Raw genomic sequence first — 26,405 nt, forward strand, 5'->3', positions numbered from 1 at the left:
GCCCAATCTATCCGGCCTTCAGCCGCGAGCCGGTGAGCAGGCCGCGTTCCTCGAGCACGGGGTAGGCTATCGAGGCGAGCAGCGAGTTGATCTGCTTCAGGTCGCGGATGGTGTCGAGATGGATGGAACTGGTCTCGACGCTTTTGGCGGTGCCGTCGCGCAGCCGCACGAAATGGCTGGCGCTGGTCTCCTTCTCGCGGTCGCGCAGCCGATCCTTTTCCAGCACCAGCTGGCGGGCGGTCTCCGGATCGCGCGAGACCAGCACGTTGAAGGCAAGCCGCGCGTTGGCGAGCACCGAAGCGTGGAAGGCGCTAAGCTCGCGCCAACCCTCGGGCGTGAACTCCAGCCCGCGCTCGAGCTTCTTCCTGACATGCACCAGCATGTTGCGCACGATGATGTCGCCGACCTGTTCGAGCTTGACGCAGGCGCCGATCAACTCCTGGCAGCGCAGCGCCTCGTCCTCGCTCAGCGGGTTCCTGGTGACCTTGGCCAGATAGAGCTTTATCGACGCATGTTTCTTGTCGACGCGGTCGTCGAGCGCGGCCAGCGCCTTGATCTTGTCGGCGTCGGCGCTTTCATAGAGCTCGATGATGCGCTTCAGCATGATCTCGACCGTCTCGCAGACCCGCACCACCTCACGGGTGGCGTTGGCCAGCGCCTGGCTCGGCACATCGAGGGCGCTGTCGTTGAGCGCGGACAACTCGACGACGTCGAGCGCTTCTGCCGGCGCCGGTCTGGTGCCGAGCGCCACGATCTTTTCCGAAACGCGGTAGACGAGGCCGGCCAATGGCAGGCCGGCAACCAGGATCAGGATGTTGAAGAGGATATGGGCGTTGACGATCTGGTCGGGCACGGTGGCGCCGAGAAAGGTGACCGACGGTCTCAACCACAGGAACAGGATCAGCATGGCCAGCGAGCCCATGCCGCGCATTAGGAGATTGCCGATCGGTACGACACGCACGCCCGGCTCCGCATTGCGGGTGAGCAGCGGCGCGATGATCGACGAACCCAGATTGACGCCGAGCACCAGCACGATGCCGAGTTCGGGCGGGATGAAGCCGCGGCCGGCGAGCGTCACCATCAAAAGGACCGCGGCGATCGAGGAATGGAACAGCCAGGTGACCAGCGCCGCCAGCAGATAGGCGGTGACCGGATCGCCGGAGAAGTAATCGACGACGACCGGCATCAGCGTGCTCTGGCGCAGCGGCTCCGAGGCCTGGCCGATCATTTCCAGCGACAACACCAGCAGGCCGATGCCGACCAGGATGCGGCCGAACTGGCGCCAGTCGCGCCGCTCGGTGGCCATGAACATGACGGTGCCGGCGACAAGACAGACCGGCACCAGCAGCGACAGGTCGAAGGTGAGCAGCTTGACCACCAGCGCCGAGCCGATCTCGGCGCCGCGCACGGCAAGCTGGCCCGATATGCCGCTGACGATGCCGGCGCCGGCGAAGGAGCCGACCAGCAAGGTGACGGCGGTGGAGCTTTGCAGGGCGATCGCCAGGCCGCAGCCGGCCAGAACCGCCATGAAAGGATTGCGCATGGTGGCGCGCAGCTTGTGGCGCAGCACATCGCCATAGGCGCGCTCGACACCTGTCTTCACCAAGCGGGTGGCAAACAGCATCAGCGCCACCGCGCCGGCAAGATGCAGCAAAACGACCGAACCGCTCATGTCAGGCTCGCATTCCGACAGCCACCAGCAATATGGGAGCCGTGATGGCAAAGGCGCAAAAGAGGGGGCGAATCAAGGACATTGGAAAGGTCGATACTACTCCGATTACTTTTAGCCGGGTAATAAATTTTGCCCAATTCGGCCGGCTGTTGCGCGACAGGGCGTGTCGGAAATGGATGGATCGCAAAATGGTTGCATCGCCGGCCGGCTTCTTGATGGTCGCGCGCTCAAGTGCCGACGACCGCTTCAGATCAGGTTTGAGCCGAGTGTTGAGTTAGATGTTATAAACACATGAAATCATTACAAAAACGTAATCCGCGTGTTCAGTTTCGGTTCATTCTTCGGGCTCTATTGCTTGGGCATCGACAACCAAGGAGTACCCCGTCATGAAACGCATCATCCTTTCCGCAGTCGCCGTATCGATGCTGGCTGCGACGTCCCTGCAGGGCCAGGCAGCGCCGCTGAACGCGCCGAATGCACCGCAGTCGACCTACAGCCAGGTCGACTGGAAGAAGCCGGACAGGCACGTCAAGACGCGCGTCGTGGTGAAGAAGAAAGTCGTCGTCAAGAGGAACCATTGGCGCAACGGCCAGAGATATTCGAGTTGGAGGCGCCACCAGCCGGTCCGCGACTATCGCCACTATGGCCTGCGTCGTCCGGGCCGTGGCCAGGAATGGATCCGCGTCGGCAATGACTATCTCTTGGTCAGCGTCGTCTCCGGCATCATCTTCGGCGCGATTGCCGCGCACTGACTGTCAAACGTCGACCGGCGCAATGCCGGACAGGAAGGAGGGCTTGCAACCGGCCCCTAAGCCTAACTGAATGTGGATGTTCAGTCGGATAGTCGATGGTTATCCCTGGCATTGCAACGACTTGCAGGGGCTTGCTTGACCTGCTGGAGAAATCCGAAGAAGCGAGCATCCTTCCGGTTTGCAGGCGCTTCGGATTTCTCCTGCTTCTAGCCAGGATTGTCACAGGGTCAGCACTATGCGCGAGAGCCGGCCGAGTTCGACCAGTCGGTCGAGCAGGCCCGGCGTGCTTGCGAAATCGTCGGAACTCACGACGCCGATCGACGACGTGTCGACGCGGGTCCCGAACAGGATCAGGCATTTTTCTTCGTCGAAGCGCCGCGATGTCCAGATCATGCCGTCGAGTGTCTGATCGGCGTCGTGGATCGCTTGTGCCCAACCTCTTGTTGAGGGGTAGGAGGATGGCGGCGTGTCGATCAATGACTGACGGGTGATGCACCACTTGTTGAGATCCGGCTCGAAAAGGCGGGCTAGCTTCAAGTTGCGATCGATTTCGATGCGCGAGCCGGCGAGTTCTTCGATCTTGCTCAGCGGGACCGACTTGAAGGTCGCTGCAGGGTTGATGTCGTGGAACACTGGCTCGTAGGCGGCGCATCCGAAAGAAGTCGCTGCGTACATGGTCGGCACCTGGATACTCCGGCTTGTGAAGGGAGCGAACCTCGAGGAGCCGAAGCCGGGATTGAACTCGTGGGCGCGCCGGTTGCGTGAGTGTACGCGATGCAGTTCCGTCCCGGCGGGAAGCACGAGGACGTTGCATTCCAGGTCCGGAGGCGGAGCAGGGACGGATGTCAACCTGCCGCTTCCTCTCCCAACTTACGTGCCGCTTCGACGACCGCGTCTACCTTGCCCAGATTTTCCGAAGGAACCCCTCCGTCCAGCCACGGATTGGACGAAACGAACCAGAAAGCTACCTGCCACTGGCTCATGCCGGGCGGTAGCGCGTCCAGTACCCGCGCAACCGCCGGATCAGGCTTGCCGTCCTTGAACTGGAACGCGGGAAACAGCTCGCGGCCACTCAACTGTACGGAGAACGCCTTCCTTTCGGCCTTCCACCTGGACCCCGTGGCGCTCCTGTTGCGGGCGCTGTGGCCTGCCAGTTCGGCTAGCTCGGCACTCGTGAGGCAGGGGACTTCCTCCGCGAACCTCACGCGCGCCCTGGCGTTGTCAGCCTCGATCTTCGATCGGACTGCCGACATGGGGTCGTTGGCGGGCAACATGGCCTCCACCAAGAGTTCCATGTTCCGCTCCGACATCTCGGCTCGCTTTCTTGCAACAACTGCGCTGATCGGTTCCAGCAACCGGACGGCGGCGGGATCCAGTTTTTCGGAGGCCCCCACACCGTCGAAGACGTCCCTTACCGCCTTCCTCACGATGGCTTTCAATCGCTTTAAACCTGCGGCCTTGAGGTTCCGGCTTCGGGGTCCATTCTTTCCGCCGGCCTTCCTCGGCGCCTCTGCTGCGGTCAATCTTTCCATCAGCGTGTCCGCCATCAGCCGTTCGATTTCGGCCTCCTTGAGCATGCTGGACAGTGCGTTCGTCATTGGAGCCTCCACAGGTGAGATCAGTAATGATCGACGCAACTTACTTATATCATGTGCCGGCGTTCTTCAAGCGGAAGGCCGGCAACGGCCGTTCCGGCGCAGCCTTGACACATGCCTGCCGGCGGCCTGCTGGACGGTGCCGGGTGTGTCTCAGGCAAGTTGATGAGAACCATTGACACGGGTTCTTGACGGTGCGGCTGCCGACTACAAGATCGTGGGCACAGATATTCTCCGTGCGCTCACATGCATCCCACATTTCGGTTACGGGCCGGGGCTTGCAACGGCCGCCTTCTTTTTGCCCTGTGAAAACCGGGTATGGTTCGCATTAGGAGTCGTCGGGTTTCGCCGGCGTGATTATATGGACGCAAACGAGCCGTTTCCGATGCGCTTTCCACCTGCCTTCCTCGACGAAATACGCGACCGCGTGCCGATTTCCTCGGTGATCGGCCAGCGCGTGGCGTGGGACAGGAAGAAGACCAACGCGCCGCGCGGCGATTATTGGGCGTGCTGTCCCTTCCATGGCGAGAAGAGCCCGTCCTTTCACTGCGAGGACAAGAAGGGACGCTATCATTGCTTCGGCTGCTCGGTTTCGGGCGACCACTTCAAATTCCTCACCGAACTCGACGGAATGAGCTTTCCCGAAGCGGTCGAGAAGATCGCCGACATGGCCGGGGTGCCGATGCCGTTGCGCGATGCCCAGGAGGAACGGCGCGAAAAGGAACGCGCCAGCCTGACCGAAGTCATGGAAATGGCGACCGCCTTCTTCCAGGAGCGGCTGCAGGGACCGGAAGGCGCAAAAGCCCGCGCCTATCTGCGCGACCGCGGGCTGACGCCGGCGACGCAGCAGTCGTTCCGGCTCGGCTATGCGCCCGACAGTCGCAATGCGCTGAAGGAGCATCTTGCCGCCAAGGGCGTGCCCAAGGCCGATATCGAGGCATGCGGGCTGGTGCGCCATGGCGACGACGTTCCGGTTTCCTACGATTGGTTCCGCGACCGCATCATGTTCCCGATCCCGGACTCCAGAGGCAAGATAATCGCCTTTGGCGGGCGGGCGCTGGCAGCCGATGCGCTCGCCAAATACATGAATTCGCCCGACACCGAGCTCTTCCACAAGGGCAACGTGCTCTATAATTTCGCGCGAGCGCGCCAAGCGCTGGGAAAGGGGGCGCTGGGAAAGGGGGCGCTGGCCAAGGGCGGCACGGTGATTGCCGTCGAGGGCTATATGGACGTGATCGCGCTGGCGCAGGTCGGTTTCGAAAATGTCGTGGCGCCGCTCGGCACCGCGCTGACCGAAAACCAGCTTGAACTGCTGTGGCGGATGGCCGGCGAGCCGGTGCTGTGCTTCGATGGCGACCAGGCCGGACTGAAGGCGGCATGGCGCGCCGCCGACATGGCGCTGCCGGCGGTCCAGGCAGGCCGCTCGGTGCGTTTTGCGCTTCTGCCCGAAGGCAAGGACCCCGACGATCTGGTCAAGGCCGAAGGGCCGGACGCGTTTGGCGCCGTGCTTTCCGAGGCGCGGCCGCTCGCCGACCTTTTGTGGATGCGCGAAACGGCCGGCGGCATCTTCGACACGCCGGAACGACGGGCGGAACTGGAAAAAACGCTGCGCGAACTGACCAGCCGCATCCGCGACGAGAGCTTGCGCTATCACTACCAACAGGAAATGCGCGAGCGAGTGCTAAGCTTTTTCGGCGCCCAGCGCGGCGCGCGCCAAACCTATCAAGGGGGGCGCCAAGATGGGCGGTCCGGCGGGCGCTTTCAGGGCAAGGGCTCAGCTGCTGGCGGGCAGTTCGCACGCGGCGGCAATGCCGGTGGACGCACCGCGATCACCGAAAGCCTTGGCCGCTCGGCGCTGGTCAAGCGCGGCAGCGAGGGGATGTCGGTGCGCGAGGCGACGATCATCGCAGCTCTTGTCAATCATCCGGCGCTGATCGACGAGAATTTCGCGCATGTCGAGTTCCTCGACCTCGCCAACACCGATCTGAAGCGATTGCACGCGGCGATCCTCGATGCGATGGCGCATGACATGGCCAACGACCGCAACGCGGTGATCGCGACGATCGAACGTGCCGGCTGCGGCGAGATCTGGGCGCGCGTGGTGACGCTGATCAAACGGGCGCGGCAATGGCCGGCGCTGGAAACAGCCGGACTTGACGATGCCCGCGACGCCTTCAGCCAGGCGCTCCACTTGCAGCGCAGCGCGCGCACATTACATAAGGAGCTGAAACAGGCAGAAGCGGCGCTCGCCAGCGATCCCACGGACGAAAATTACCGGCATCTCGTCGAGATCCAGGCGCAATTTCGTGATGTGCAGGCGACGGAAGCGCTGATCGAAGGGTTCGGCGTGTCTTCGGGCCGGGCCGGGCGGGTGTAGGTCGAAGCTTACGAAAGAGTGAAAGTGCAGAACCGTGCTTGCGCGTCGAATCAGCCGCGGCGCTTTAAGTCGGGTAATTGATTCGCTTTTTTCATGCGAATCATGCGAGAGGCGCTTGACCTTCTGGCAGAATGACGGAATCAGGACGATTCGAAACGTTAACCCGCGCCGGCGTCGACGGAAATGCAGCGATGTGAGGTACCGGTCACTGGACAGGCAGTCAGCCTGCCACAGATACCAGGGTTAATCTGGACTTAACGAGAGATGCAGTTACTGGCCCGGGGGAACGCGTTCTAGCGCGAGCGCATCTGATAAACCGGTACGGCAGCTTACGCGGCTTGATACTTATGCGGCTAGATACCTGGCCGCTTGGAGAAAATAAAGAATGGCGACAAAAGAAAAGGAAGAGGTCGAGACCGAACGTGAAGGCGCCACCGATGGCCCTCTGCTCGACCTTTCCGACGATGCTGTCAAGAAGATGATCAAGGCCGCCAAGAAGCGCGGCTATGTCACCATGGACGAACTGAATTCGGTGCTGCCCTCGGAGGAAGTCACCTCCGAGCAGATCGAGGACACGATGGCCATGCTCTCCGACATGGGCATCAACGTGGTCGAGGACGACGAGCAGGGCGAGGAGCCCGAAGCTGCCGACGCGGCTGCCGACGCTGAGGAAGACGCCAACGAACTGGCCGAGCAGACCGGTACCGCCGTAGCTGCGACGACCACCAAGAAAGAGCCGACCGATCGCACCGACGATCCGGTTCGCATGTATCTGCGCGAGATGGGCTCGGTCGAGCTTCTGTCGCGCGAGGGCGAAATCGCGATTGCCAAGCGCATCGAGGCTGGCCGCGAGACGATGATCGCGGGCCTGTGCGAAAGCCCGCTGACCTTCCAGGCCATCATCATCTGGCGTGACGAGCTCAACGAATCGAAGATCCTCTTGCGCGAGATCATCGACCTCGAAGCGACCTATGCCGGACCGGAGGCCAAGCAGGCGCCGGTGGTCGAGCGGATCGAGGAAGCCAAGACCGACGACAAGCCGCGCCGTTCGCGCGAGGACGAGGACGACATCACCAATGTCGGCGGCGACACGCGCGGTCTGACTGATGACGACGAGGAAGACGAGGATGAAGCCAGCCTGTCGCTGGCGGCGATGGAAGCGGAGCTGCGCCCGCAGGTGATGGAGACGCTCGACGTCATCGCCGACACCTACAAGAAGTTGCGCAAGCTGCAGGACCAGCAGGTCGAGAACCGGCTGGCTGCCGCCGGCACGCTGTCGCCCAGCCAGGACCGCCGGCTGAAGGAGCTGAAGGACCAACTGATCAAGGCGGTGAAGTCGCTATCCCTGAACACGGCGCGCATCGAGGCATTGGTCGAGCAACTCTACGACATCAACAAGCGCCTGGTGCAGAACGAAGGCAAGCTGTTGCGGCTGGCCGAAAGCTATGGCGTGCGCCGCGAGGAATTCCTGAAGGAGTATCAGGGCTCGGAGCTCGATCCCAACTGGACGCGCTCGATCGGCAATCTGACCTCGCGCGGCTGGAAGGAATTCACCAAGAACGAGAAGGACGCGATCCGCGACCTGCGCGCCGAGATCCAGAACCTCGCCACCGAAACGGCGATCTCGATCCTGGAATTCCGCAGGATCGTCAACCAGGTGCAGAAGGGCGAGCGCGAAGCCGCGATCGCCAAGAAGGAAATGGTCGAGGCCAATCTGCGCCTCGTCATTTCCATCGCCAAGAAATACACCAATCGCGGCCTGCAGTTCCTCGATCTGATCCAGGAAGGCAATATCGGCCTGATGAAGGCGGTCGACAAATTCGAATATCGCCGCGGCTACAAGTTCTCGACCTATGCGACGTGGTGGATCCGGCAAGCGATCACCCGCTCGATCGCCGACCAGGCGCGCACCATCCGCATTCCGGTGCATATGATCGAGACGATCAACAAGATCGTGCGCACCTCGCGCCAGATGCTGCACGAGATCGGCCGCGAGCCGACACCGGAGGAACTGGCGGAAAAGCTCGCCATGCCGCTGGAAAAAGTGCGCAAGGTGCTGAAGATCGCCAAGGAACCGATCTCGCTCGAAACGCCGGTCGGCGACGAGGAGGATTCGCATCTGGGCGATTTCATCGAGGACAAGATGGCGATCCTGCCGATCGACGCGGCGATCCAGGCCAATCTGCGCGAGACGACGACGCGGGTGCTTGCTTCGCTCACCCCGCGTGAAGAGCGCGTGCTCAGAATGCGCTTCGGCATCGGCATGAACACCGACCACACGCTGGAGGAAGTCGGCCAGCAGTTCTCGGTCACCCGAGAGCGCATTCGCCAGATCGAAGCCAAGGCGCTGCGCAAGCTCAAGCACCCGAGCCGCTCGCGCAAGCTGCGGAGCTTCCTCGACAGCTGATGCCGGGCAAGATAACAATTTAAGGGGCGCTGCGGCGCCCTTTTTCGTTCAGGGATTGTCTCGCCGGACGGTGCGGTTGTTGTTGCAGCATACCGGCTGTGGGAGGATAATCGGGTGTCGGATGCATTTTCTGGGCGACAAACCCGGATGCCCGCCCCGGCGGTGACGCCGCGCTCCGAGGCCTCCGGAGGGAGGTGTGCATGACAACCTATATCGTGCTGATCAACTGGACCGAGCAGGGCGCCAGAAATGTGCGCGAGTCGCCGAAGCGGCTCGATGCCGCCAAGAAGCTGCTGGGAGACATGGGCGGCTCGTTCAAGGCTTTTTATCTCACCATGGGCGAATGCGACATGGTGGCGGTCGTCGAAGCGCCCGACGATGCGGTGCTCGCTCGTTTCTCGCTGATGCTGGCGTCAGGCGGCAACGTGAGGACGCGGACGCTCAAGGCCTTCCCGGAATTGGCGTATCGCGAAATCATCGCCTCGCTCGGCTGAGGCGTGCGCGGCCATAGACCCGCGCAAGCTGACGGACATCGGACGGTCAGGCGCCGCTCGACGGCGCCCGGCCGGCCAGTCTGGCCCGAAGTGGCTTGCCCGAAATGTTGCGGGGCGAAGGTATTTCCCAGATAGTCAGCACAGCATTTCAACGCGCGTCTCGAGACACATGCCCAAGCCTCTGCTGACCATCTGGTACAATACCCGTTGTCCGGTTTGCGATGCCGGCATCGTCAGGCAGAAGCGGCGGCTGGTCGAGGCGATCAAGGCCGGGCGGATCGCGTTTCGCGACATCAATGCCGAACCGGCGGCGCTGGCCGGATACGGCGTGTCGCTGGAGGACATCCGCCGCCGGCTGCACGCAACCGATGCGGACGGCAAGCTGCTGGTCGGCGCCGACGTCGCAATTGCCGTCTGGCTGAGAACGCCGGGCGAGGGCTGGCTGGCAGCGCTGTTCGGCAACCGCGCCGCGCTGCCATTGACGCGCTATGCCTATGATCGCTTCGCCGATCTTCTCTATGCCTGGAACCGGCGCAAGGGCCGCTGGTAGGCGGTATTAGCCAAGCTCGGTGACGAAATCAATCTGGTGGCACCGTTCTCAGATACATCGTAAGATATATCTTGACTCAACGGCCTCAGTCGCATATTTGAGATATATCGTAAGACATAACTCAAGGAGCAGGCAATGCACGGACATCATCATTTCGGCGAGCATGCCGAGCGCGTTTTCGTGCATATGGCCGGCAAGTTCGGCGGTCGTGGCGGCGGCTTCGGCCCATTCGGCCACGGCATGAGGGGCGGCGGGCGCGGCGGGCCGGGCGACATGTTCCGGGCCGGGCGTATGCTGGCCGACGGCGATCTCAAGCTGATCACGCTGTCGCTGCTGGCCGAGGCGCCGCGCCACGGCTATGACATCATCAAGGCGCTGGAGGAACGCACGAGCGGCGTCTACAGCCCGAGCCCCGGCGTGGTCTATCCGACGCTGACCTTCCTGGAAGAGGCCGGCTATGCCGTCTCGTCGGCGGAAGGCAACAAGAAGGTGTTTTCGATTACCGAGGCAGGGCAGGCGCATCTCAATGACAATCGCGAGATGGTCGACCATGTGCTCGATCATCTCGAGCGTTTCGGCCGCAAAATGGCAAAGGCGCGTGACTGGTTCGGCTGGAACGACCATGGCGAGGATAGCGGACGTCGCGGCCGCGGCGGTTCGGAAAAGCGCGACGAATTCCGCACCGTGCGCCAGCGGCTACGCGCAGCCCTCGGCGACATTGTCGACGCGCCCGCTGAAAAACAGGCCGAGGCGATCGCGATATTGAAAGGGGCGGCCGAAGCCCTCGAAGCGCTGTCGCGCGACTGACTTCCAGGCCGGATGCGGCCCTTGCCCGTTTGCCTAAGGATCGCTAGTGAAATCATCCTGCACCACGCTATGTGATGCAGGATGATAGCCGTTGGAGGGCGCGCCCATGTCTTTTCTGAAACGTCTTTTCGGCGGTGGCGGCGGTGACGCGGGCGAGCCAAAGAGTGCTGCACCGGCAAAGCAGATCGAGCACAAGGGATTTTTGATCAGCGCCACGCCGTACAAGGCGGAAGGCCAATACCAGACCTGCGGCGTGGTTTCCAAGGAGATCGACGGCGTGATGAAGGAGCACAAATTCATCCGCGCCGATCGTTTTGCCGGGCTCGACGACGCTGTCGACATCTCGATCAAAAAGGGCATTCAGCTGGTCGACGAACAGGGCGAGAAGATGTTCGGGTGAGACCCGATCGGTCTCCGGCGTATCTTGAAACGAACAAGGCAAGCGCCCTGTCAGGCGCCTGCCTTTGATTTCAAGTTGCCGACGGCTGGCGGCCTACGCCGCCGCAGCCTGTTTGCTTACGGTCGATGTCACCAAGGCATCCACCTTGGCTGATGCCTTGGCCAGAGCGGCAGTGACCGCATCCGGCCCCATGCCGACGCCTTCGATGCGGATGACTTCGACGTCGGTCATGCCGATGAAGCCAAGCACGCTGCGCAGGTAAGGGATGGCGTGGTCCATCTGCACGGCAGCGCCTTCCGAATAGATGCCGCCCGAGGCGAGGACGATGTAGACCTTCTTGCCGGTGACGAGGCCCTTCGGGCCATTCTCGCCATAAGAGAAAGTCTTGCCGGTGCGGGAGACGTGGTCGACCCAGGATTTCAGCGTCGATGAGATGCCGAAATTGATGAATCCGGTGGCCAGGATGATGGTGTCGGCCGCAAACAGCTCATCGAGCACGCCGTCGGAAACGCCGACGACCTCGGCCTGGCGCTGGGTGCGGGCCTCGGCGGGCGTATAGATGCCGGTCGAATAGTCCGGATCGATGTGCGGCAGCGGGTTTGCGACGAGATCGCGTGCGACGAGCTTGGCCGAAGGATCGGCGGCGAGCAGCTTTTCTGCAAGTTCAGTGGCGATGCGGGTCGAATGCGAGGCATTGCCGCGCGGACTGGATGTGACGAGAAGGATGGACATGGCGGGTCTCCAGGGTTGGCTGAACTGTCCCGACCTATATGGGCGAGCTGACCCATTTGAAAAACCGGTATATTTTATGTATGTTCCATCCAAATAGTGGATAGAACGATGCAGCCAAACCCGACGCTCGATCAGCTTCAGATCCTTGTCACCGTCGCCGACACCGGCAGCTTCTCCGCCGCCGGCCGCAAGCTCAACCGAGCGCAGTCGGTCATCAGCTACGCCATCGCCAATCTCGAGGCGCAGCTTGGGCTGAAACTGTTCGAGCGCGAGGGCACGCGCGAGCCGCATCTGACCGATGTCGGCCGGGCGACGCTGGAAGATGCGCGGCGCATGGTCGGCGTATTGCAGCGCATCCGCTCTCGCGTCGACAGCCACAAGCAGGGCTTGGAGGCTGAAGTCGCGCTGTCGGTCGATGCGACGCTGCCTTCCACCGTGCTGGTGCGCGTGTTGAAGGCGTTCGAGGCGCAATTTCCAACCGTGATGCTGCGCCTGCATATCGGCACGCTCGGGCTGATCCCCGATCATGTCGTCAATGGACATGCCGATCTCGGTATTGGCGGCCTGCTGGGCGAGGTCGACGCGCATCTTGTGCGTATTGGCTTCATGTCGATGGTCCCGGCGGCCGCGCCAAGCCATCCGCTGGCGCTGCTTCCCAAGCCGGTGCCGCTGGAGGAGGTGCGCGAACACATCCAACTTGTCGTCAGCGACCAGTCCGAGCGCACCAAAGGGCGCGACTACGGCGTCTATGCCTACCGCACCTGGCGACTTACGGATATGCGAACCAAGCATGCGCTGATGCGCGAAGGGTTGGGCTGGGGCGGACTGCCGCGATGGTTGATTGCTGACGATGTGGCCAACGGCCGGCTGGTGGAACTCGATCTGGAGCCGTATCGCGAAGTCCGCGCGCCGCTTTATGCCATGCACCGCGCCGACCGTAGCCCGAAGCCGGCTGCGGCCTGGCTGATCGACCAGTTCAAGCGCCAGCTTGGCTGTTTCAACGAGTTCGAGCCGAACCAGGGGCCTGGGGCGACAGACCATCAATCAGCGCCATGAGAACGGCACGGTAGTCCTCGGTCGAAGCGCCTGCTTCGATGGCGAGCGCCGCGCGGTCGAAGGCGGCGGCAAGCAGCGCGGTCAGCGCTTCCACCGGCAATCTCATCATGGACTGCGAGCGCATCGCGGCAACCAGGCCTTCGCGCAACGAGCGGTTGCCGTGGCGGTCGTCGATCTCGTCCATGGCTGCGCGGCCGAGCACGGCCGGCCCGTCGAGCAACAGCAGCCGGGTGCGGCCGGGTGCGCGCATGGCGGCAAGATAGGCATCCGAGCCGGCGATCAGCGCATCGCGGGCAAACAGCGAGGGCGGCGAGGCGCGCTCGATCTCTTCCGCCACAGCCGCCGCCTCCTGCTCGACCGCTGCGGCGAACAGCGCCTGCTTGTCGGCAAAGTGATGATAGAGCGCGCCGCGGGTGACGCCGGCCGCAGCCACGATCTCTGGCGTGCCGGTCTCCGCATAGGACTTCTCGGTGAACAGTTTTCGCGCCGCTGATACCAGGTCGGCGCGCGTCGCTTCGGTGCGATCGCGGTTGGAGCGGCGCGCAGTTCTTTGTTGCATACATTCAGCCTGTATGTTAATGCATATTTGCATGCAGACTGTATGTTATTTGACGGGAGAAGGAAAGATGAAGACGACAAGCTATTATCCGGTGCTGATGACCGGCGACGTTGCCGGCACGAAGGCCTTCTATGTCGCGCATTTCAGCTTCAAGCCGCTGTTCGAGAGCGACTGGTACGTGCATCTGCAATCAACCGAGGATCGCCGCGTCAATCTCGGCATCGTCCACGGCGATCATGAAACCATTCCTGAGGAAGGGCGCGGCCGTACCTCCGGCCTGCTGATCAATTTCGAGGTCAAGAACCCGGATGCGGTCTATGAGCGGGTCATCGCCGCCGGCCTGCCGATCCTGCGAACGCTCCGCGACGAAGCCTTCGGCCAGCGCCATTTCATCACAAAAGACCCCAATGGCGTGCTGATCGACGTGATCAAGCCGATCCCGCCGAGCGCTGAGTTTCTGGAGCAGTTTGTTGAAGGCGCGGCGGCCTGAGCGGGATAGCGGCTGGCAGGAATTGTCTGTAGATATCACCTGAAGCCTTCAGCCGCGTGGCCGGTCATGTCTTTGCGGTCTATGCTGAGCTCATCAGCCTGGGCCCATTCCATGCGTGAAATCTGCCTTGTCCGCGCACCCTCCAACCTTGGCCTGCGTCCGCTGAGGCCAGGTCATATTCCGGGCACGTGGCGTGCGCCGCAGGCGTTGACCGAAGCCGGCCTGATCGAGACGCTTTCGCCCCTCAAAGTGGTTGATCTTGATCGGCCCGCCTATAACACGGAGCCGCAGCCGGGCACCCGGCTGCGCAACGGCAATGCGATACGCAGCTTCAATCTCGGACTCGCCGAAGTGGTTGCCGGCGCGCTGAGACGAGGCGAGTTCCCGCTGGTCGTCGGCGGCGACTGCGCGGTCCTGCTTGGCGCGCTGGCTGGCGCACGGCGATCTGGTCCCCTGGCACTGGTCCATGTCGACGGCCACAGCGATTTCCGCCATCCGGGCAATTACGACGTCGATGCTTCACTCGGCTCGGCCGCCGGCATGGACCTTGCGCTCGCCACCGGACGTGGTGAGCCGTTGCTGACCGACTGGCCTGAGATCGCGAGCCCGCTTGTTGCGGACGAACAGGTGGTTCAGATCGGCGAACGCGAGAACCGCAACCCCGACTTCGCCTGGCCCGACATCACTTCGACCGCGATGACGCTGATCGATGTCTTTGCCGCGCGGGAGCTCGGCGCGGCAAAGGTCCTGGAAAAGACCTGGACCACGCTGGCGCGAACCGGCTGGCCCTATTGGGTGCATTTCGACGTCGATGCGCTCGATCAGACGGTGATGCCGGCGGTGGATTCACCGGGCAGTCCCGGCATCGATCCCGACGATCTCGTCGCCATCCTCGCGGCGTTGGTGGCGGATCCGCGCTGCACTGGAATGGACATGACGATTTTCGATCCGGACCTCGATCCGACCGGCGAGCTGGCGGTGCTGCTGGTTTCGCTGCTTGGCCAGATGTTTGCGCCGCGATAGTTGTCAGGCCCGCGCCACCGGCATCACCGTGACCTGAGTAATGCCGGAGCGGCGCACCACCGTGCACAGCGTCTCGCGGCCGATGCGCTCGGCGTCGAGCAAGCGCACCAGATCGTCGACGCCGGTGACCGGGCGGCCGTCGATGGCGGCGATGATGTCGCCCTCTTTCAGGCCTGCTCTGGCGGCCGGGCTGTTCGCCTCGACACTGCGCAGGCGCACCGCTGTGCTGCTCGACACTTGCGACAAAAGGGCGGCGCGACGCGGCAGGGTTGTCGTGTCGGCCGAGACACCGATGAAGGCGCGGCGGACGCGGCCGAAGCGGATGATCTCGGAAATGACGAAATTGGCGGTGTTGGAGGCAACCGCGAAGGCAATGCCTTGCGCGCCATGGATCATGGCTGTGTTGACGCCGATAACCTCGCCCGCCGACGACACCAGCGGTCCGCCGGAATTGCCGGGGTTGAGCGCTGCGTCGGTCTGGATGACATCGTCTATCAGCCGGCCGGTGGAAGCACGCATCGAGCGGCCGAGCGCCGAGACGACACCTGATGTGACGGTCCATTCGAAGCCGAGCGGGTTGCCGATGGCAATGGCGATCTGGCCGCGCCGCAGGCGCTTGGAATCGCCGAGCGGCGCAATATCGGCAAAGCTACCGTCGGCACGCACCAGCGCGATGTCGGTGTCGGGGTCGCGGCCGAGAACGCGGCCTTCTCTGGAGACGCCGTCCGGCATGGTGACGCGGACGCTGCGGGCATCGCCAACGACGTGGAAATTGGTGACGACCAGCCCATCCGGTGTGATGACGAAGCCGGAGCCCAGGCCGCCGGCACCACCGATGCGCTCGATGCGGCAGACGGCGGGACCGATGCGGTCCACGGCATCAGCGACCGTTGCCGAATAATCGTCGAGCAGCGCATCGTCGAACTGCAATTGCTGGGCGGGGAGGGACATGGCAGGGCTCCGTGTCTTTAGAGCAAGATGAAGGATGCCTATATGTGCGGAGCGGCCGGATCGGCCGCGACCTGACCAGATGGCCAGTCCAACGCCCAACTAGCCGTCAGGCGAGTACCCGCCAACGCGCTGCCGAGCGATATCTGGGGTAGAGCGACGAGCGTCCATTGGACGCTCAAAGTGCGCTCTAAGACTTTGAGTTCTCGCACCGTGTTTTCCGAAAATCGATGCCCGATTTTCGGGCCGAGGCGAAAAAGACCCAGGAGACCGACATGAGCGACTTCAATCTAAGTGCATTTTCCAACGCCATCGCCGATATCGCCGCCGCAGCGGCGCCGGCGACGGCGAGCTTTGCCACGCATCAGCATCGCACCGCGACCGCCTTCCATTGGCGCGACGGCTATTTTGTCGCTGCCGAGGAGGCGGTGGAGGCCGGCGAGGAGATCGAGCTGACGCTTTCTTCGGGCGACAAGGTGAAGGCTGAGCTGGTCGGCCGCGATCCATCCACCGGGACCGCCCTTCTGAAGCCGACCGGCGCGCCGGACGTGCCGCCGCTGACCAAGGCAGGCACGGCGCGGCCGGGCCATCTGGCCATTGCCGTCGGCAATAGCGACGGTGCGTCGCTCGCTGCATTCGGAACGGTTGGTGAGGTCGGTCCGGCCTGGCGCTCGATGCGCGGCGGCACGATCGACCGGCGCATCAATCTGGCCGTCAATGCCGGTGGCCGTTTCGAGGGCGGCCCGGTGCTCGACGCCAAGGGCGCACTGATCGGCATGCTGCTGTTCGGGCCGCGCCGGCGGGCGCTGGTTATGCCTTACGAGACGATCGAACGGGCGGTGGCGACGCTGCGCGAGAAGGGCCATGTCGCGCGCGGCTATCTCGGCGCCGGCCTGCACCCGATCCGCAACGGCGACACGCATGGCGCGATGGTGATGAGCCTCGACGACAATGGCCCGGCGAAGGCGGCCGGCCTGCACCTTGGCGACATCATCGCGTCGTGGAACGGCGAGGCCGTGCACGGCCCGCGCGAGCTGATCCGCAGGCTCGGGCCGGACAGCGCCGGCGCGTCGGTGACGCTCGGCGTGGTGCGCGGCGGCGAACGGCGCGACGTCGTGCTGACCATCGGCGAAAAGCCGCTAAACTGAGAAGATCGATGGCAAGTCACAGGATCACGGGGCGGCGGCTGACGGTGCTGATCGCGCTCGATGACGTCGTGCGCGCCGAGCACCTGTCCACCGCTCTTGCCGCGACCGGCGATCTGCTGCCGATTGTGGCCGGTAGCACCAATAGCGCCGACAGAGCGGATGTCGCGATCGTCGATGGCGTTTACCTGGAAAGAGGGGGCGTGGAAGGCGGGCCCAGCGATCCCGCGATACCTCGGGTGCTCCTGTCGCAACGAGCGAGCCGGCAGCGGCCGGCCGATACCGTGTTTGCCGTGCTGCCGCCGGCAGTGGACGATCTGCTGATCGCTGCCGCCGCGCGACTGGCGGCGGCTGGCTATCGGATCTCGGGCGAGGGCCGCCCCTTGTCCGATCGACATGACGATTTCGCCTTCCATGACGACGATCTCTCCGACGAGGAGCCGGTCGGCGACAGCGCCAGCCGGCCGGTGCTGTCGCCGCGCGAGAGCGAAGTGCTGGCGCTTTTGGCCGAAGGCGCGCCCAACAAGGTGATCGCGCGGCGCCTGAACATTTCCGTGCATACGGCGAAGTTCCACGTCGCGGCGATTCTGATCAAGCTAGGTGCGGCCAACCGCACCGACGCCATCGCCATCGCCATGCGACAAGGCCTGGTGCTGGTTTAGTGAATGACGTCCCAAGGCAGGATGTCGGGCGACCATTGTCAAAGTTTGCGCCGCCCCTCATCCGCCTGCCGGCACCTTCTCCCCGTATAGTAACGGGGAGAAGGAAGCTGAACGCAGTCACGGCTCAATTCTTGCGACGTTGCCAGTTGGCGAAAGCTGCGATGAAGGCGTCCTTCTCCCCGTCTCTATTCGGGGAGAAGTGCCCGGCAGGGCGATGAGGGGGCAGCGCAACGCCGCGAGAATCCTCCGCAGCGTCACCACCTCTCGATGCTCCCCGCTCTTGTGTCGGGCGACGGCACGCGGCAAGGATTGTGCAAAGAGGCCGGCACAGGAAAGGCGCAAGACATGTCGCTCAAGGGAAAGACGCTGTTCATCTCCGGCGGGTCGCGCGGCATCGGGCTGGCGATCGCGCTGCGCGCCGCGCGCGACGGCGCCAATGTGACCATCGCGGCCAAGACCGCCGAGCCCCACCCGAAGCTGCCGGGCACGATCTATACGGCGGCTGAGGAGATCGAGCAGGCCGGCGGCAAGGCATTGCCGATGCTGTGCGACATACGCGAGGAGGGGCAGGTGGCCGAGGCGGTCGCCAGAACCGTCGAAAAATTCGGCGGCATCGACATCTGCATCAACAATGCCAGCGCCATCCAACTCACCGGCACGCTGGAAACCGACATGAAGCGCTACGACCTGATGCACCAGATCAACACACGCGGCACGTTCCTGGTTTCCAAAATGTGCATTCCGCACCTGAAGTTGGCCGACAATCCTCACATCTTGAATCTGGCGCCACCACTCGACATGAAGGCCAAATGGTTCAAGAATCATGTCGCCTATACGATGGCCAAATTCGGCATGTCGATGTGCACGCTGGGCATGAGCGCGGAGTTCGCCAGGGACGGCATCGCCGTCAATTCGCTGTGGCCGATCTCGACGATCGATACGGCAGCGGTGCGCAATCTTCTGGGCGGGGCGACAGTGGCGGCGATGAGCCGTTCGCCCGATATCATGGCCGATGCCGCGCATGCGATCCTGCTCAGGCCGTCGCGCGAAGCGACCGGCAATTTCTACATCGACGAGGAGGTGCTGCGCGCCGAGGGCGTCAGCGATTTTTCGATCTATGCGCCTGACGCGACAGGTCCGCTTGCCGGCGATTTCTTCGTGCCGGACGAGGTGTTTGCGAATTCGAAAACCAACGTGAAAAATATCTACTGACTGGCACCGGCATAGCCCTCATTTCCCAACCGAAGCCGGAAACAAAAACCCCGCCGGCGAGGGGGTACCGGCGGGGCTCATGTGTCCCGCTGGAGTCGGGACAGGGCAGGGAAGCCCTAGCCAGAATCTGGGGTGGACGACCTCGCGATTCAATGCCTGGTTAAAATCGCGACTTACATTCTCCTTCAACCTCGGCTGATTGCCGGAAATTGCCCAACCCGGAGAAACCGGGGTGGGCTATATCTTCCCGCATAGATTCCAGAAACCAGTTCAGGTTTCTGAAACTGCGAGTTAATTCGCGCTGGCGACCGGCGCCACCAGCGAGGTGATGCGGCGGATGGCGACGCGACGGTTCTCGCGCTCCGGCTCCGATGTGTCGACCTTGAGATACTCCTCGCCATAGCCCTGTGTCGTCAGGTTCTCCGGCGGGATGCTGAAGGCATTGCTCAGGGCTTCGGCGACCGCCTCCGCGCGACGATCGGACAAAGCGAGGTTCGCCTCCGGCTTGCCGACGGCATCGGTATGGCCTTCGATCAGGAAGGTTTCCGCCGGGTTCTTCTCGAGCAGCTTCTCCATGGCGCTGGCGACGCCTTCCAGTTTCTGCACCTCGGTTTCGGGGATCGAGGCTGAACCGAATTCGAAGTTCAGCGTGTCGAGGTCGATGCGGCGGGCGATGTCGCGCACGCGGGCCGAGCGCTTGACCTCGTCGATCGAGTAGAGACGCTGCACCCTCTCCACCGGCGGCTGTTCAAGGAAGGCATAGTAGTCGTCCGGATCCTCGACCTCCTCGGAATCCAGAATGTACTCCTCGCGCGGAATGTCGATCCGAATCGGCGGCAGGTCGTCGCCTGGATCGCGCCAGTCGCCATCGTCCTCATAGTGCCGCTCGTCAACATAGCTCAGCACATATTCGCGTCCGTCGGGCGCGATGCGTGAACGCTGGACGACATCACCGTAGCGGTTGCGGATGGTGACGATCTGGATACCATTGTCACGCTCGACGATTTCCCGGGTGCGATTGCTCGACAACTCCTCATAGTAGACGTTCCGCGCGCCACGCCGCATGCGCGGCGCATCGTCGCTTTCCACGATCGTCTGGTTGTTGAACTGGAGGATAACACGGTCGCCGAGTTCCCTGACGACGTCGACCCCGCGCGGGCGTTCACGACGGCGGCGAACGTTTTCCTCGTCGGGCGCACGCTCAACGCGTCTGCCCTTTTCCTCCGTCGCCCGAACCATCCTCTCAAGCTTGATCGCCTGCTGGGCCGCCCTGTCGTCGGTGGGCGGCGGTCCCTGATCGACCGGCGCCGGCCTCGGGGCTTCCGCCTGTTCGCCGTTCTGCTGCGTCGGCTGTCCACCCGCGTCCTGGCCGCCGGTCTCTTGCGCGTTGTCCCTGCCGCCCCTGCGCTTGCGCACGGCATCCTTCTGGCTGTCGAACACGGGAGCCTCGCCTTGGGCCGGACCTTCACCTTCGGCGGGCGCGGCCTGCTCGCGCTCGGCGGGCTGCTCGCCGGTTGAGGGCTGCTCGCCTGTCACCGGCTGTTCGTCGATAGGCTTCTTGCGACGGTCCTTAGCCTGATCCCGGGGCTTTTCGCCCTCGGCGGGAGCCGTTTGCTGGTCGGTCGGAAGCGGCTCGTCCTGCTCGCCGGCTTCCTTCCTGGCTGGCTGTTCGGATGGTGCGGCTTCGATCTGCTGATCCTGCTCCCGCTTCTTCCTGCGCGGCGTGACCTGCTCGTTGTCATTTGCAGGCGCGGCGTTTTCGCGAGGCGCAGCCTGCTCGGCTTCCTGCTGCTGTTGCCGGTCGCGCTTCTTTCTGCGCGGTTCTGGCTGTTCGTCGCTGGCAGGCGCCGCCTGCTCGGCGGGCTTTTCGGCAGGTGCTGCTTCCTCCTGCTGTTGCCGGTCACGCTTCTTCCTGCGCGGCTCGGGCTGTTCGTCGCTCGCAGGTGCCGCCTGCTCAGCGGGCCGTTCGGCCGGTGCGGCTTCCTCCTGCTGTTGCCGGTCACGCTTCTTTCTGCGCGGCTCGGGCTGTTCGTCGCTGGCAGGTGCGGCCTGCTCGGCGGGCCGTTCGGCCGGTGCGGCTTCCTCCTGCTGTTGCCGGTCACGCTTCTTCCTGCGCGGCTCGGGCTGTTCGTCGCTCGCAGGTGCGGCCCGCTCGGCGGGTGCGGCTTCCTCTTGCTGTTGCTGCTCGCGCTTCTTCCTGCGCTGACCGCCCTGCTGCTCCTCGCCGGAAGGCGCGGCCTGTTCCTCGCGCTTCTTGCGAGGCTTCTGCTCCGGTTCCGCCTGCGGTGCGCAGCCTTCCGCCGACTCGCCTTCGGGGCAATTCGATTGCACGGGGATCAACGGCGTGGCGGTACTCTGCGGTGGGTCGAACGCGGCGCTGCCCTGCAACGGGAATGCGCCCAACGGCGCGGACGCCATCAGCAGGCCAAGTGCCGTGCCTGCCAGAATCCGTGGTTGGCGTTTCATTAAAAATCCTCCTTTGGCGTCCCATCCCGGCCCAAACTGTTCATCAACCGGATTGGTTCCGGTTAGCGGGCATTAACGGCTACGAAGGGCAATTGGCCGGCGTTTTGAAGGCGACTTCGTGTTATTCCTATGGTGCCGGCCTATGGGGCTGGCCGGGCCTGCGTCTGTTGCGGTGCTTGACCTTCACCCGGCCAGGGGCCACATCCCGTCGATGGAAACGCCGTTCTGGAAAATCAAGACGCTCGAGGCGATGACCCCGGCCGAGTGGGAATCGCTTTGCGACGGCTGCGGCAAATGCTGCCTGTCGAAACTCGAGGACGAAGACACCGGCGCGATTTACTGGACGAGCGTCGGCTGCCGGCTGTTCGACGCCGAAACCTGTCGCTGTTCCGATTATGCCAACCGGTTGGCGCGCGTCCCGGACTGCGTCGGTCTGACGCCGCAGAATGTGCGCACCATCAGTTGGCTGCCCAAAACCTGCGCCTACCGGCTGGTCGCCGAGGGCCACGATCTCTACTGGTGGCACAGGCTGGTGTCAGGCAGTGCCGAGACGGTGCATGAGGCCGGCATCTCCATGCGGGGCCGGGTCAGCGCCAGCGAGACCGATCTTGCCGAGCCCGACGACTATTTCGAGCACATGCTGGACGACGAGCCCTAGCGACGGGCCTTCAGGACCCGGAACCGGCTGCCCGACAGCGCGTTTTCTATCCAATGGTTCAGAACCGACCGGATTGTTCAGAACCGGAAGCCGAGAAGACTGCGCAATTGCTTGTTGCTACATGAACCGGAAATGAACGGCCGGTTCGTAGAAAGTTCGGATACGCAAGCGCATTCTCCTCGTCATCGGTAAGACATATTGGTTCGATCAAAGGCGGGCGGAAGCCCTGAACAAGGAGAGAAGACATGTTCAACACGATCAAGACGGCGGCCCTTTCGGCGCTTATCGGCCTCGGCACGCTTGCCGCCATTCCCGCCACAGCCCATGCAGACAGCATCTACCTCGGCTTCGGCAACGATGACGATCCGCGCGTCGGCGTCTATTCCGGCGATGATGACGATGGTTACTACCGCGAACGCCGCCGCGAACGCGACTGGCGCCGGTCCTGCTCGCCAAACCGTGCTCTCGGCAAGGCAGAGCGCATGGGTCTGCGCCGTGCCCGTATCATCGACGTCGGCCGCCGCACCGTGAAAGTAGCGGGCCGCCAGTATGGCGACCGCGTCGTGGTCGTGTTCGCCAATGAGCGCGGCTGCCCGGTCCTCTACCGGTAAGCGTTCGCACGTTGCCTACCGGCACGGCCTGTCTGGCAGTATGACCTTCTGCGAAGGTCAGCTTTAGGGACACGACCTTCGCAGAAGGTCGGTCTGGAGTAGAGCCCCCGAGATAGAAGGGTGCGGCTCGAAAAAACCCCGGAGGACCAGTCCTCGGGGGTTTTTTAATGCAGCAAAGTCAATGTTGCCGGTTACCCGCGCTTCAGCGGGCGGTCACTTCAACTCGAAAGTGACTGTGACCTGCACCGTGTAGGAATTCTCGCCAGCCTGCACCGGAACCGATTCGCGGGCCGCATCAAAGGCCTTGGCGGTCATCGGTATCGGCGGCGGCGCGACGTTCTGGTCGGTGATTTCCAGCACCCGCCCGATGCTGACGCCGGCGGCTTCGGCCAGCGTCCTGGCCTTGGCCATTGCGTCGGCGACCGCCTTCTTGCGGGCTTCGGTGACAGTTGCCGTTGGATCCTCGTTGGAGAACGAGATGCCGCCGCCCTGGTTGACGCCGAGCGATACCGCCTTGTCGAGAATCTCGCCTGTCTTGTCGATGTCGCGGATGCGCACCGAAAGCGTGTTGGTCACCTGGTAGGCGATGAGTTCGGCTTCCTGGCTGCCGTCCGGCTTGTTGGTATAATTGTAGCGCGGGCTGATCTGGATGCCGGCTGTCTGCAGGTCGCGCTCCTTGATGCCGGCCGACTTCATTGCGGCGATCACCGAGGCCATGGCGTCGTTGTTGGCATCGAGCGCGGCACGCGCGGTCTTGGCCTCGCGCATGACGCTGAGCGTCAGCAGCGCCAGATCGGGGGCCGCGGTCGCTTCGCCTTCGCCAGTGACGACGATGCGGGGCGGCGGCGGCGAATCGGCCGCGCCGGCCATCGCCGGAAAAGCGATTGCGGCGGCGAGCGCCAACGGCAAAAGATGTCTGGTCATAAAAATCTCCTCGGTCTGCGATCCAGTCGCGCTTGTCGACTACCGCATCGGCATAAAAATCGGAATCGATTTTCGGGAAGCTCGATGCGTAGATTCAAAGCGGTAGAGCGTATTTTGTATTTTGCGCGTCTAAGTGGACGCACCTCGCTCTAATGTCTGAATATGGGCTGATTTGGACGATTTCGGCCAGCCCATCCGGAAAGCCTTGTGCGGTTCGGGGAAAAACATTAATCCAGCCGCGTGTGGGGCCTGTAGCTCAATGGTTAGAGCCGGCGGCTCATAACCGCTTGGTTGGGGGTTCGAGTCCCTCCGGGCCCACCATAACCTTTGATTTAATTGATAAAAAGTGCCCTCGGCCCAAAACGTTTTGGGCCCATTATGGGCCCAAGACAAGGCCGTGGCCCCGGTTTGTTCCGACTCGATTTGGTTATTTGACAATGCGGAGGTTTGTCCGCCGCTTCATGGCGTCGCGTTTGGCCTCGCGCTCGTTGATGGCACGAGCAATATCAACCGCGATCCGCTTCTTATTGGCCTCGCGGACATACTCATCCGTCACGGCCATTGAGGAATGGCCCATCGCCTCCATAATGGCCCGCGCTTGGATGTTGCATTCAGCGAGGTAGGTGCCGAAGGTGCGGCGCAGGCCATGGAGCGTGTAGCCGCTAGGAATTCCCGCCTGCCGGGTCCAGTGCTGCATCATGCCGGTCAGGCTCTTTTCCGAGAACGACCTGCCATACGCGTTTTTCAAGACGGTACCGCCCTTCGAACGATCGAGCGGTTCTAGAGCTGCTGCCAGCTTGTCCACGACCGGAATGAACATCTCCCGCCCGCCATGGCGATTGCGATTCTTCTTCTGGCGGAAATCGAAGGCCTCGATCAACTCCAGCAAGCCATCGAACAGTTCGATCTCCTCGGTCACAAGATCGTCCCAATCGAGGGCGGCGATATCGCCACGCCGGTTCCCGAGCCAGAAGCCAAGCGCGTAGCAGGTGCGCGCGGCTGTGCCCACAGGGTGTCGCTCTTCGAACTTTTCCCGGATTGCGATCGGCCAGGCCGGGTTCTTGGTCGATTTGGGTATACGCACACGGATGGATAGCGAGGGATCATCCTGCGGTTTGATCCATTTCTCGACGTCGGTCGCGACCCACAGGAGCTTCTTGATGGCGACCAACATGTGTTTTGCCACAGTCCGATTTGTCGCGAAGACGCCCTCGATAATCGTCCGCAGCCGATCCGCGTCCAGGTGGTGGACCGGAGTATCGCGCCAGGTAAGCGGATAGCCGGAATCGACCTGCAAGTTAAGAAAGCGTTCAATTAGCCGCGCATTCTTTTTCTGCGTCGCTTCATCAAAATCCAGCCATTCCATCGTCGTTTCAAGCCGGCGCGCGGCATGGCCAAAGGTTTTTGGCAGTGCCCGACCGGGCAAATCGACGATAACTGCCTTCCTGCCTTGACCCTGCGTGGCCTTCTCATAAGCCGCCTCGAACTCGGGATCGCCTGGCTTACCGGGAAGGCGGATTTCGGGCATGCCTTTTGCGCGGTAACGATAAGCTACCTTGCCGTTCTTGAGACGCGAAGAGACCCCAGGGTAGCGCGCATCCTTGAAGGGCCTAGCCATCAAACGCTCCTTCCAGACTTCTGCCGCCGGTTCTCGACGCGCGGGGAGTTCTCCAGCATGGCCTGTAGCGAAAGGGTTTTGCTTTCGATGGCAACGCGCAGGAGCACAGGGTAAGGGAAGCCTCTGCCTTGCTCTATGCCTTCGAACGTGCGTTTCGGTATTCCCAGCACCTTAGCTGCGGCTTCGGCAGTGAATCCCCCCTTGGCTCGCCAGGCTTTCACTTCTTGGGCAATCTTCTCATTCTCGTTCACGTCACGCCTTCCTAGCAGTCACCAGTCTACTACGCCTATAGCGTATTCACAATGAACGTAGTGCTATCTTTTTTGCCCGTCTCGCCTGCTTCGCTCTAACAGCTCTTGGAGACCGCCGTCTTCGTCCGGCAACGAGGTGAAAGCGATGTCCAGAGCTACACGATCCCAGACGGCGCGGCTGTTGATGCGCTTAGGCTTCGGCATACGCCCATCGGCAACCATTTCGTCGAAAAGCGTCGATCCGATACCGATATAACGAGCTGCGTCCTCACGAGAGAGACCTCGTGGGGGATACGAGAATGCGTCACTCTTCATGGACGCTGCCTCGTCCCCGATACTCCGGGGCGTGTTGGTGTCGAAGTACAAAGCCGCATCTTGGTTGCCATTTCGAAGCGACGAGATCGTGCTTACTTAAATAAGAGGAGCCCCGTTAAGCGGAAGCGGCCTGACTAGGTCCGTTCGGCGCAAACTGGCAGCAACGTGTGAACCGGATGGATCACGGCAGCAGAGCGTTTCTAAGCGGACTCGTGGCACGACCGAGGCTAACCACCTGCGAGTGCCTGGCTGGCCCTCTTGCGCAGCCTCGCTCAGTGTCGAACTCGGCACCGTTATCCCGAGGGCTGTCGAAAACCGCCGTCACAGAGTTGGCTCTCTTAGGTGCTGAAACGGATATTTCTAATCTGTCGGGTTTAACTCATCCCTCAAACTTTAGATGGACCAATGCAATTTCGGCTCCTCGATCGAAGTCGACGATCGCGCCGCACAGCGATTGGCAGCTTTGCGCCAAAATTAAAACCATCCCTGACGTGATTACTGATCGCGGGCCTTCTCGGCGCAGTGGTAACGCTAGCATTCTCATTCTGGGAAGCGAGAGTGAACCGTCGTGCCACATCAGCCGCTATCTATCTTGCGGTCGTTCTATCGATGCGGGAAGAGTAGAAGGCCTCTGACAAAGCCTCTCCTGATGAGCAAGAGGATCATTTAGCGGAGGTCCTG

Annotated in this window: 26 protein-coding genes and 1 tRNA gene; 16 read left to right on the forward strand and 11 right to left on the reverse strand. The window is 62.7% G+C overall.

What is annotated here, in order from left to right; translation table 11 throughout:
- Window positions 1-7: 7 nt before the first annotated feature.
- A complete protein-coding gene (locus AC0L2B_RS09035) occupies window positions 8-1,672 on the reverse strand; it encodes a Na/Pi cotransporter family protein (RefSeq protein ID WP_473745002.1) in 1,665 nt (554 codons plus the stop codon).
- Between the two features lie 386 nt (window positions 1,673-2,058).
- Here AC0L2B_RS09035 and AC0L2B_RS09040 point away from each other — a divergent pair, with 386 nt between their 5' ends.
- The gene (locus AC0L2B_RS09040) at window positions 2,059-2,424 is read left to right on the forward strand and encodes an RcnB family protein (protein WP_023799752.1); all 366 of its coding nucleotides are present in this window, start codon (window positions 2,059-2,061) and stop codon (window positions 2,422-2,424) included.
- Between the two features lie 219 nt (window positions 2,425-2,643).
- Here the strand turns inward: AC0L2B_RS09040 and AC0L2B_RS09045 are convergent, their stop codons facing one another.
- Window positions 2,644-3,225 carry an RES family NAD+ phosphorylase gene (locus AC0L2B_RS09045; RefSeq protein WP_473745102.1) on the reverse strand — a complete coding sequence of 194 codons (582 nt, stop codon included), beginning with the start codon at window positions 3,223-3,225 and terminating at the stop codon, window positions 2,644-2,646.
- A gap of 44 nt (window positions 3,226-3,269) precedes the next feature.
- Window positions 3,270-4,022: a hypothetical protein gene (locus AC0L2B_RS09050; RefSeq protein WP_473745003.1), complete on the reverse strand. Its 753-nt coding sequence runs from the start codon at window positions 4,020-4,022 to the stop codon at window positions 3,270-3,272.
- Between the two features lie 382 nt (window positions 4,023-4,404).
- On the opposite strand from AC0L2B_RS09050, the gene dnaG reads away from it, so the two are divergent.
- From dnaG to AC0L2B_RS09080, 6 genes are all read left to right on the forward strand, one after another.
- The gene (dnaG, locus tag AC0L2B_RS09055; RefSeq protein WP_473745103.1) at window positions 4,405-6,396 is read left to right on the forward strand and encodes a DNA primase; all 1,992 of its coding nucleotides are present in this window, start codon (window positions 4,405-4,407) and stop codon (window positions 6,394-6,396) included.
- Between the two features lie 385 nt (window positions 6,397-6,781).
- Window positions 6,782-8,803, forward strand: a complete 2,022-nt coding sequence (gene rpoD / locus AC0L2B_RS09060; RefSeq protein WP_023799750.1) for an RNA polymerase sigma factor RpoD — start codon at window positions 6,782-6,784, stop codon at window positions 8,801-8,803.
- 200 nt (window positions 8,804-9,003) lie between these two features.
- A complete protein-coding gene (locus AC0L2B_RS09065; protein WP_128170295.1) occupies window positions 9,004-9,297 on the forward strand; it encodes a GYD domain-containing protein in 294 nt (97 codons plus the stop codon).
- A gap of 169 nt (window positions 9,298-9,466) precedes the next feature.
- On the forward strand, window positions 9,467-9,847 hold the full coding sequence (locus tag AC0L2B_RS09070; RefSeq protein WP_473745004.1) for a thiol-disulfide oxidoreductase DCC family protein: 381 nt from the start codon (window positions 9,467-9,469) through the stop codon (window positions 9,845-9,847).
- A 135-nt stretch (window positions 9,848-9,982) separates the two neighbouring features.
- A complete protein-coding gene (locus AC0L2B_RS09075; protein WP_473745005.1) occupies window positions 9,983-10,654 on the forward strand; it encodes a PadR family transcriptional regulator in 672 nt (223 codons plus the stop codon).
- Between the two features lie 106 nt (window positions 10,655-10,760).
- Entirely contained in the window at window positions 10,761-11,054 is a 294-nt protein-coding gene (locus AC0L2B_RS09080) for an HlyU family transcriptional regulator (protein ID WP_065009209.1), read from the forward strand.
- A 93-nt stretch (window positions 11,055-11,147) separates the two neighbouring features.
- Here AC0L2B_RS09080 and AC0L2B_RS09085 read toward each other — a convergent pair whose 3' ends face one another.
- Complete coding sequence (locus tag AC0L2B_RS09085) at window positions 11,148-11,786, reverse strand: FMN-dependent NADH-azoreductase (RefSeq protein ID WP_023799745.1); 639 nt, start codon at window positions 11,784-11,786, stop codon at window positions 11,148-11,150.
- Between the two features lie 108 nt (window positions 11,787-11,894).
- Here AC0L2B_RS09085 and AC0L2B_RS09090 point away from each other — a divergent pair, with 108 nt between their 5' ends.
- Window positions 11,895-12,842, forward strand: coding sequence for a LysR family transcriptional regulator (locus AC0L2B_RS09090; protein WP_128170293.1), 948 nt, complete (start codon window positions 11,895-11,897; stop codon window positions 12,840-12,842).
- Here AC0L2B_RS09090 and AC0L2B_RS09095 read toward each other — a convergent pair.
- A complete protein-coding gene (locus AC0L2B_RS09095; RefSeq protein WP_473745006.1) occupies window positions 12,784-13,401 on the reverse strand; it encodes a TetR/AcrR family transcriptional regulator in 618 nt (205 codons plus the stop codon). The two genes, AC0L2B_RS09090 and AC0L2B_RS09095, sit on opposite strands and share 59 nt — an antisense overlap.
- A 67-nt stretch (window positions 13,402-13,468) precedes the next feature.
- Here AC0L2B_RS09095 and AC0L2B_RS09100 point away from each other — a divergent pair, with 67 nt between their 5' ends.
- Both AC0L2B_RS09100 and AC0L2B_RS09105 read left to right on the forward strand, forming a co-directional pair.
- Window positions 13,469-13,891, forward strand: coding sequence for a VOC family protein (locus tag AC0L2B_RS09100; RefSeq protein ID WP_473517826.1), 423 nt, complete (start codon window positions 13,469-13,471; stop codon window positions 13,889-13,891).
- 111 nt (window positions 13,892-14,002) lie between these two features.
- Window positions 14,003-14,914: an arginase family protein gene (locus tag AC0L2B_RS09105; RefSeq protein WP_473745007.1), complete on the forward strand. Its 912-nt coding sequence runs from the start codon at window positions 14,003-14,005 to the stop codon at window positions 14,912-14,914.
- Window positions 14,915-14,917: 3 nt separating this feature from the next.
- Here the strand turns inward: AC0L2B_RS09105 and AC0L2B_RS09110 are convergent, their stop codons facing one another.
- The gene (locus AC0L2B_RS09110) at window positions 14,918-15,865 is read right to left on the reverse strand and encodes a S1C family serine protease (RefSeq protein WP_473745009.1); all 948 of its coding nucleotides are present in this window, start codon (window positions 15,863-15,865) and stop codon (window positions 14,918-14,920) included.
- A gap of 272 nt (window positions 15,866-16,137) precedes the next feature.
- Here AC0L2B_RS09110 and AC0L2B_RS09115 point away from each other — a divergent pair, with 272 nt between their 5' ends.
- The 3 genes from AC0L2B_RS09115 (at window position 16,138) to AC0L2B_RS09125 (ending at window position 18,881) form a co-directional block, all read left to right on the forward strand.
- Entirely contained in the window at window positions 16,138-17,010 is an 873-nt protein-coding gene (locus AC0L2B_RS09115; RefSeq protein ID WP_473494845.1) for a S1C family serine protease, read from the forward strand.
- A gap of 8 nt (window positions 17,011-17,018) precedes the next feature.
- Window positions 17,019-17,669 carry a helix-turn-helix transcriptional regulator gene (locus AC0L2B_RS09120; protein WP_473745010.1) on the forward strand — a complete coding sequence of 217 codons (651 nt, stop codon included), beginning with the start codon at window positions 17,019-17,021 and terminating at the stop codon, window positions 17,667-17,669.
- A gap of 345 nt (window positions 17,670-18,014) precedes the next feature.
- Window positions 18,015-18,881 (forward strand): SDR family oxidoreductase, encoded by an 867-nt coding sequence (locus AC0L2B_RS09125; RefSeq protein ID WP_287073548.1) that lies wholly within the window; start codon window positions 18,015-18,017, stop codon window positions 18,879-18,881.
- Between the two features lie 291 nt (window positions 18,882-19,172).
- Here AC0L2B_RS09125 and AC0L2B_RS09130 read toward each other — a convergent pair whose 3' ends face one another.
- Entirely contained in the window at window positions 19,173-21,347 is a 2,175-nt protein-coding gene (locus AC0L2B_RS09130) for an OmpA family protein (RefSeq protein WP_473745012.1), read from the reverse strand.
- 211 nt (window positions 21,348-21,558) lie between these two features.
- Here AC0L2B_RS09130 and AC0L2B_RS09135 point away from each other — a divergent pair, with 211 nt between their 5' ends.
- Together AC0L2B_RS09135 and AC0L2B_RS09140 are read left to right on the forward strand one after the other, a co-directional pair.
- Window positions 21,559-22,005: a YcgN family cysteine cluster protein gene (locus AC0L2B_RS09135; RefSeq protein ID WP_287195921.1), complete on the forward strand. Its 447-nt coding sequence runs from the start codon at window positions 21,559-21,561 to the stop codon at window positions 22,003-22,005.
- A 245-nt stretch (window positions 22,006-22,250) separates the two neighbouring features.
- On the forward strand, window positions 22,251-22,616 hold the full coding sequence (locus tag AC0L2B_RS09140) for a hypothetical protein (RefSeq protein ID WP_287299340.1): 366 nt from the start codon (window positions 22,251-22,253) through the stop codon (window positions 22,614-22,616).
- A gap of 213 nt (window positions 22,617-22,829) precedes the next feature.
- Here AC0L2B_RS09140 and AC0L2B_RS09145 read toward each other — a convergent pair whose 3' ends face one another.
- Window positions 22,830-23,540, reverse strand: a complete 711-nt coding sequence (locus tag AC0L2B_RS09145; RefSeq protein WP_027151186.1) for an SIMPL domain-containing protein — start codon at window positions 23,538-23,540, stop codon at window positions 22,830-22,832.
- Between the two features lie 245 nt (window positions 23,541-23,785).
- Here AC0L2B_RS09145 and AC0L2B_RS09150 point away from each other — a divergent pair.
- Window positions 23,786-23,861: transfer RNA gene (locus AC0L2B_RS09150), tRNA-Ile, on the forward strand.
- A 106-nt stretch (window positions 23,862-23,967) separates the two neighbouring features.
- Here AC0L2B_RS09150 and AC0L2B_RS09155 read toward each other — a convergent pair.
- The 3 genes from AC0L2B_RS09155 to AC0L2B_RS09165 form a co-directional block, all read right to left on the reverse strand.
- Window positions 23,968-25,158, reverse strand: a complete 1,191-nt coding sequence (locus tag AC0L2B_RS09155; protein ID WP_473745015.1) for a site-specific integrase — start codon at window positions 25,156-25,158, stop codon at window positions 23,968-23,970.
- Window positions 25,158-25,409: a helix-turn-helix domain-containing protein gene (locus tag AC0L2B_RS09160; RefSeq protein ID WP_473511312.1), complete on the reverse strand. Its 252-nt coding sequence runs from the start codon at window positions 25,407-25,409 to the stop codon at window positions 25,158-25,160. Before AC0L2B_RS09160 ends, AC0L2B_RS09155 begins: the two co-directional genes overlap by 1 nt.
- 63 nt (window positions 25,410-25,472) lie before the next feature.
- The gene (locus tag AC0L2B_RS09165) at window positions 25,473-25,724 is read right to left on the reverse strand and encodes a helix-turn-helix transcriptional regulator (RefSeq protein ID WP_473511313.1); all 252 of its coding nucleotides are present in this window, start codon (window positions 25,722-25,724) and stop codon (window positions 25,473-25,475) included.
- Window positions 25,725-26,405 lie beyond the last annotated feature (681 nt).

The organism is Mesorhizobium sp. WSM4815, from assembly GCF_055811575.1.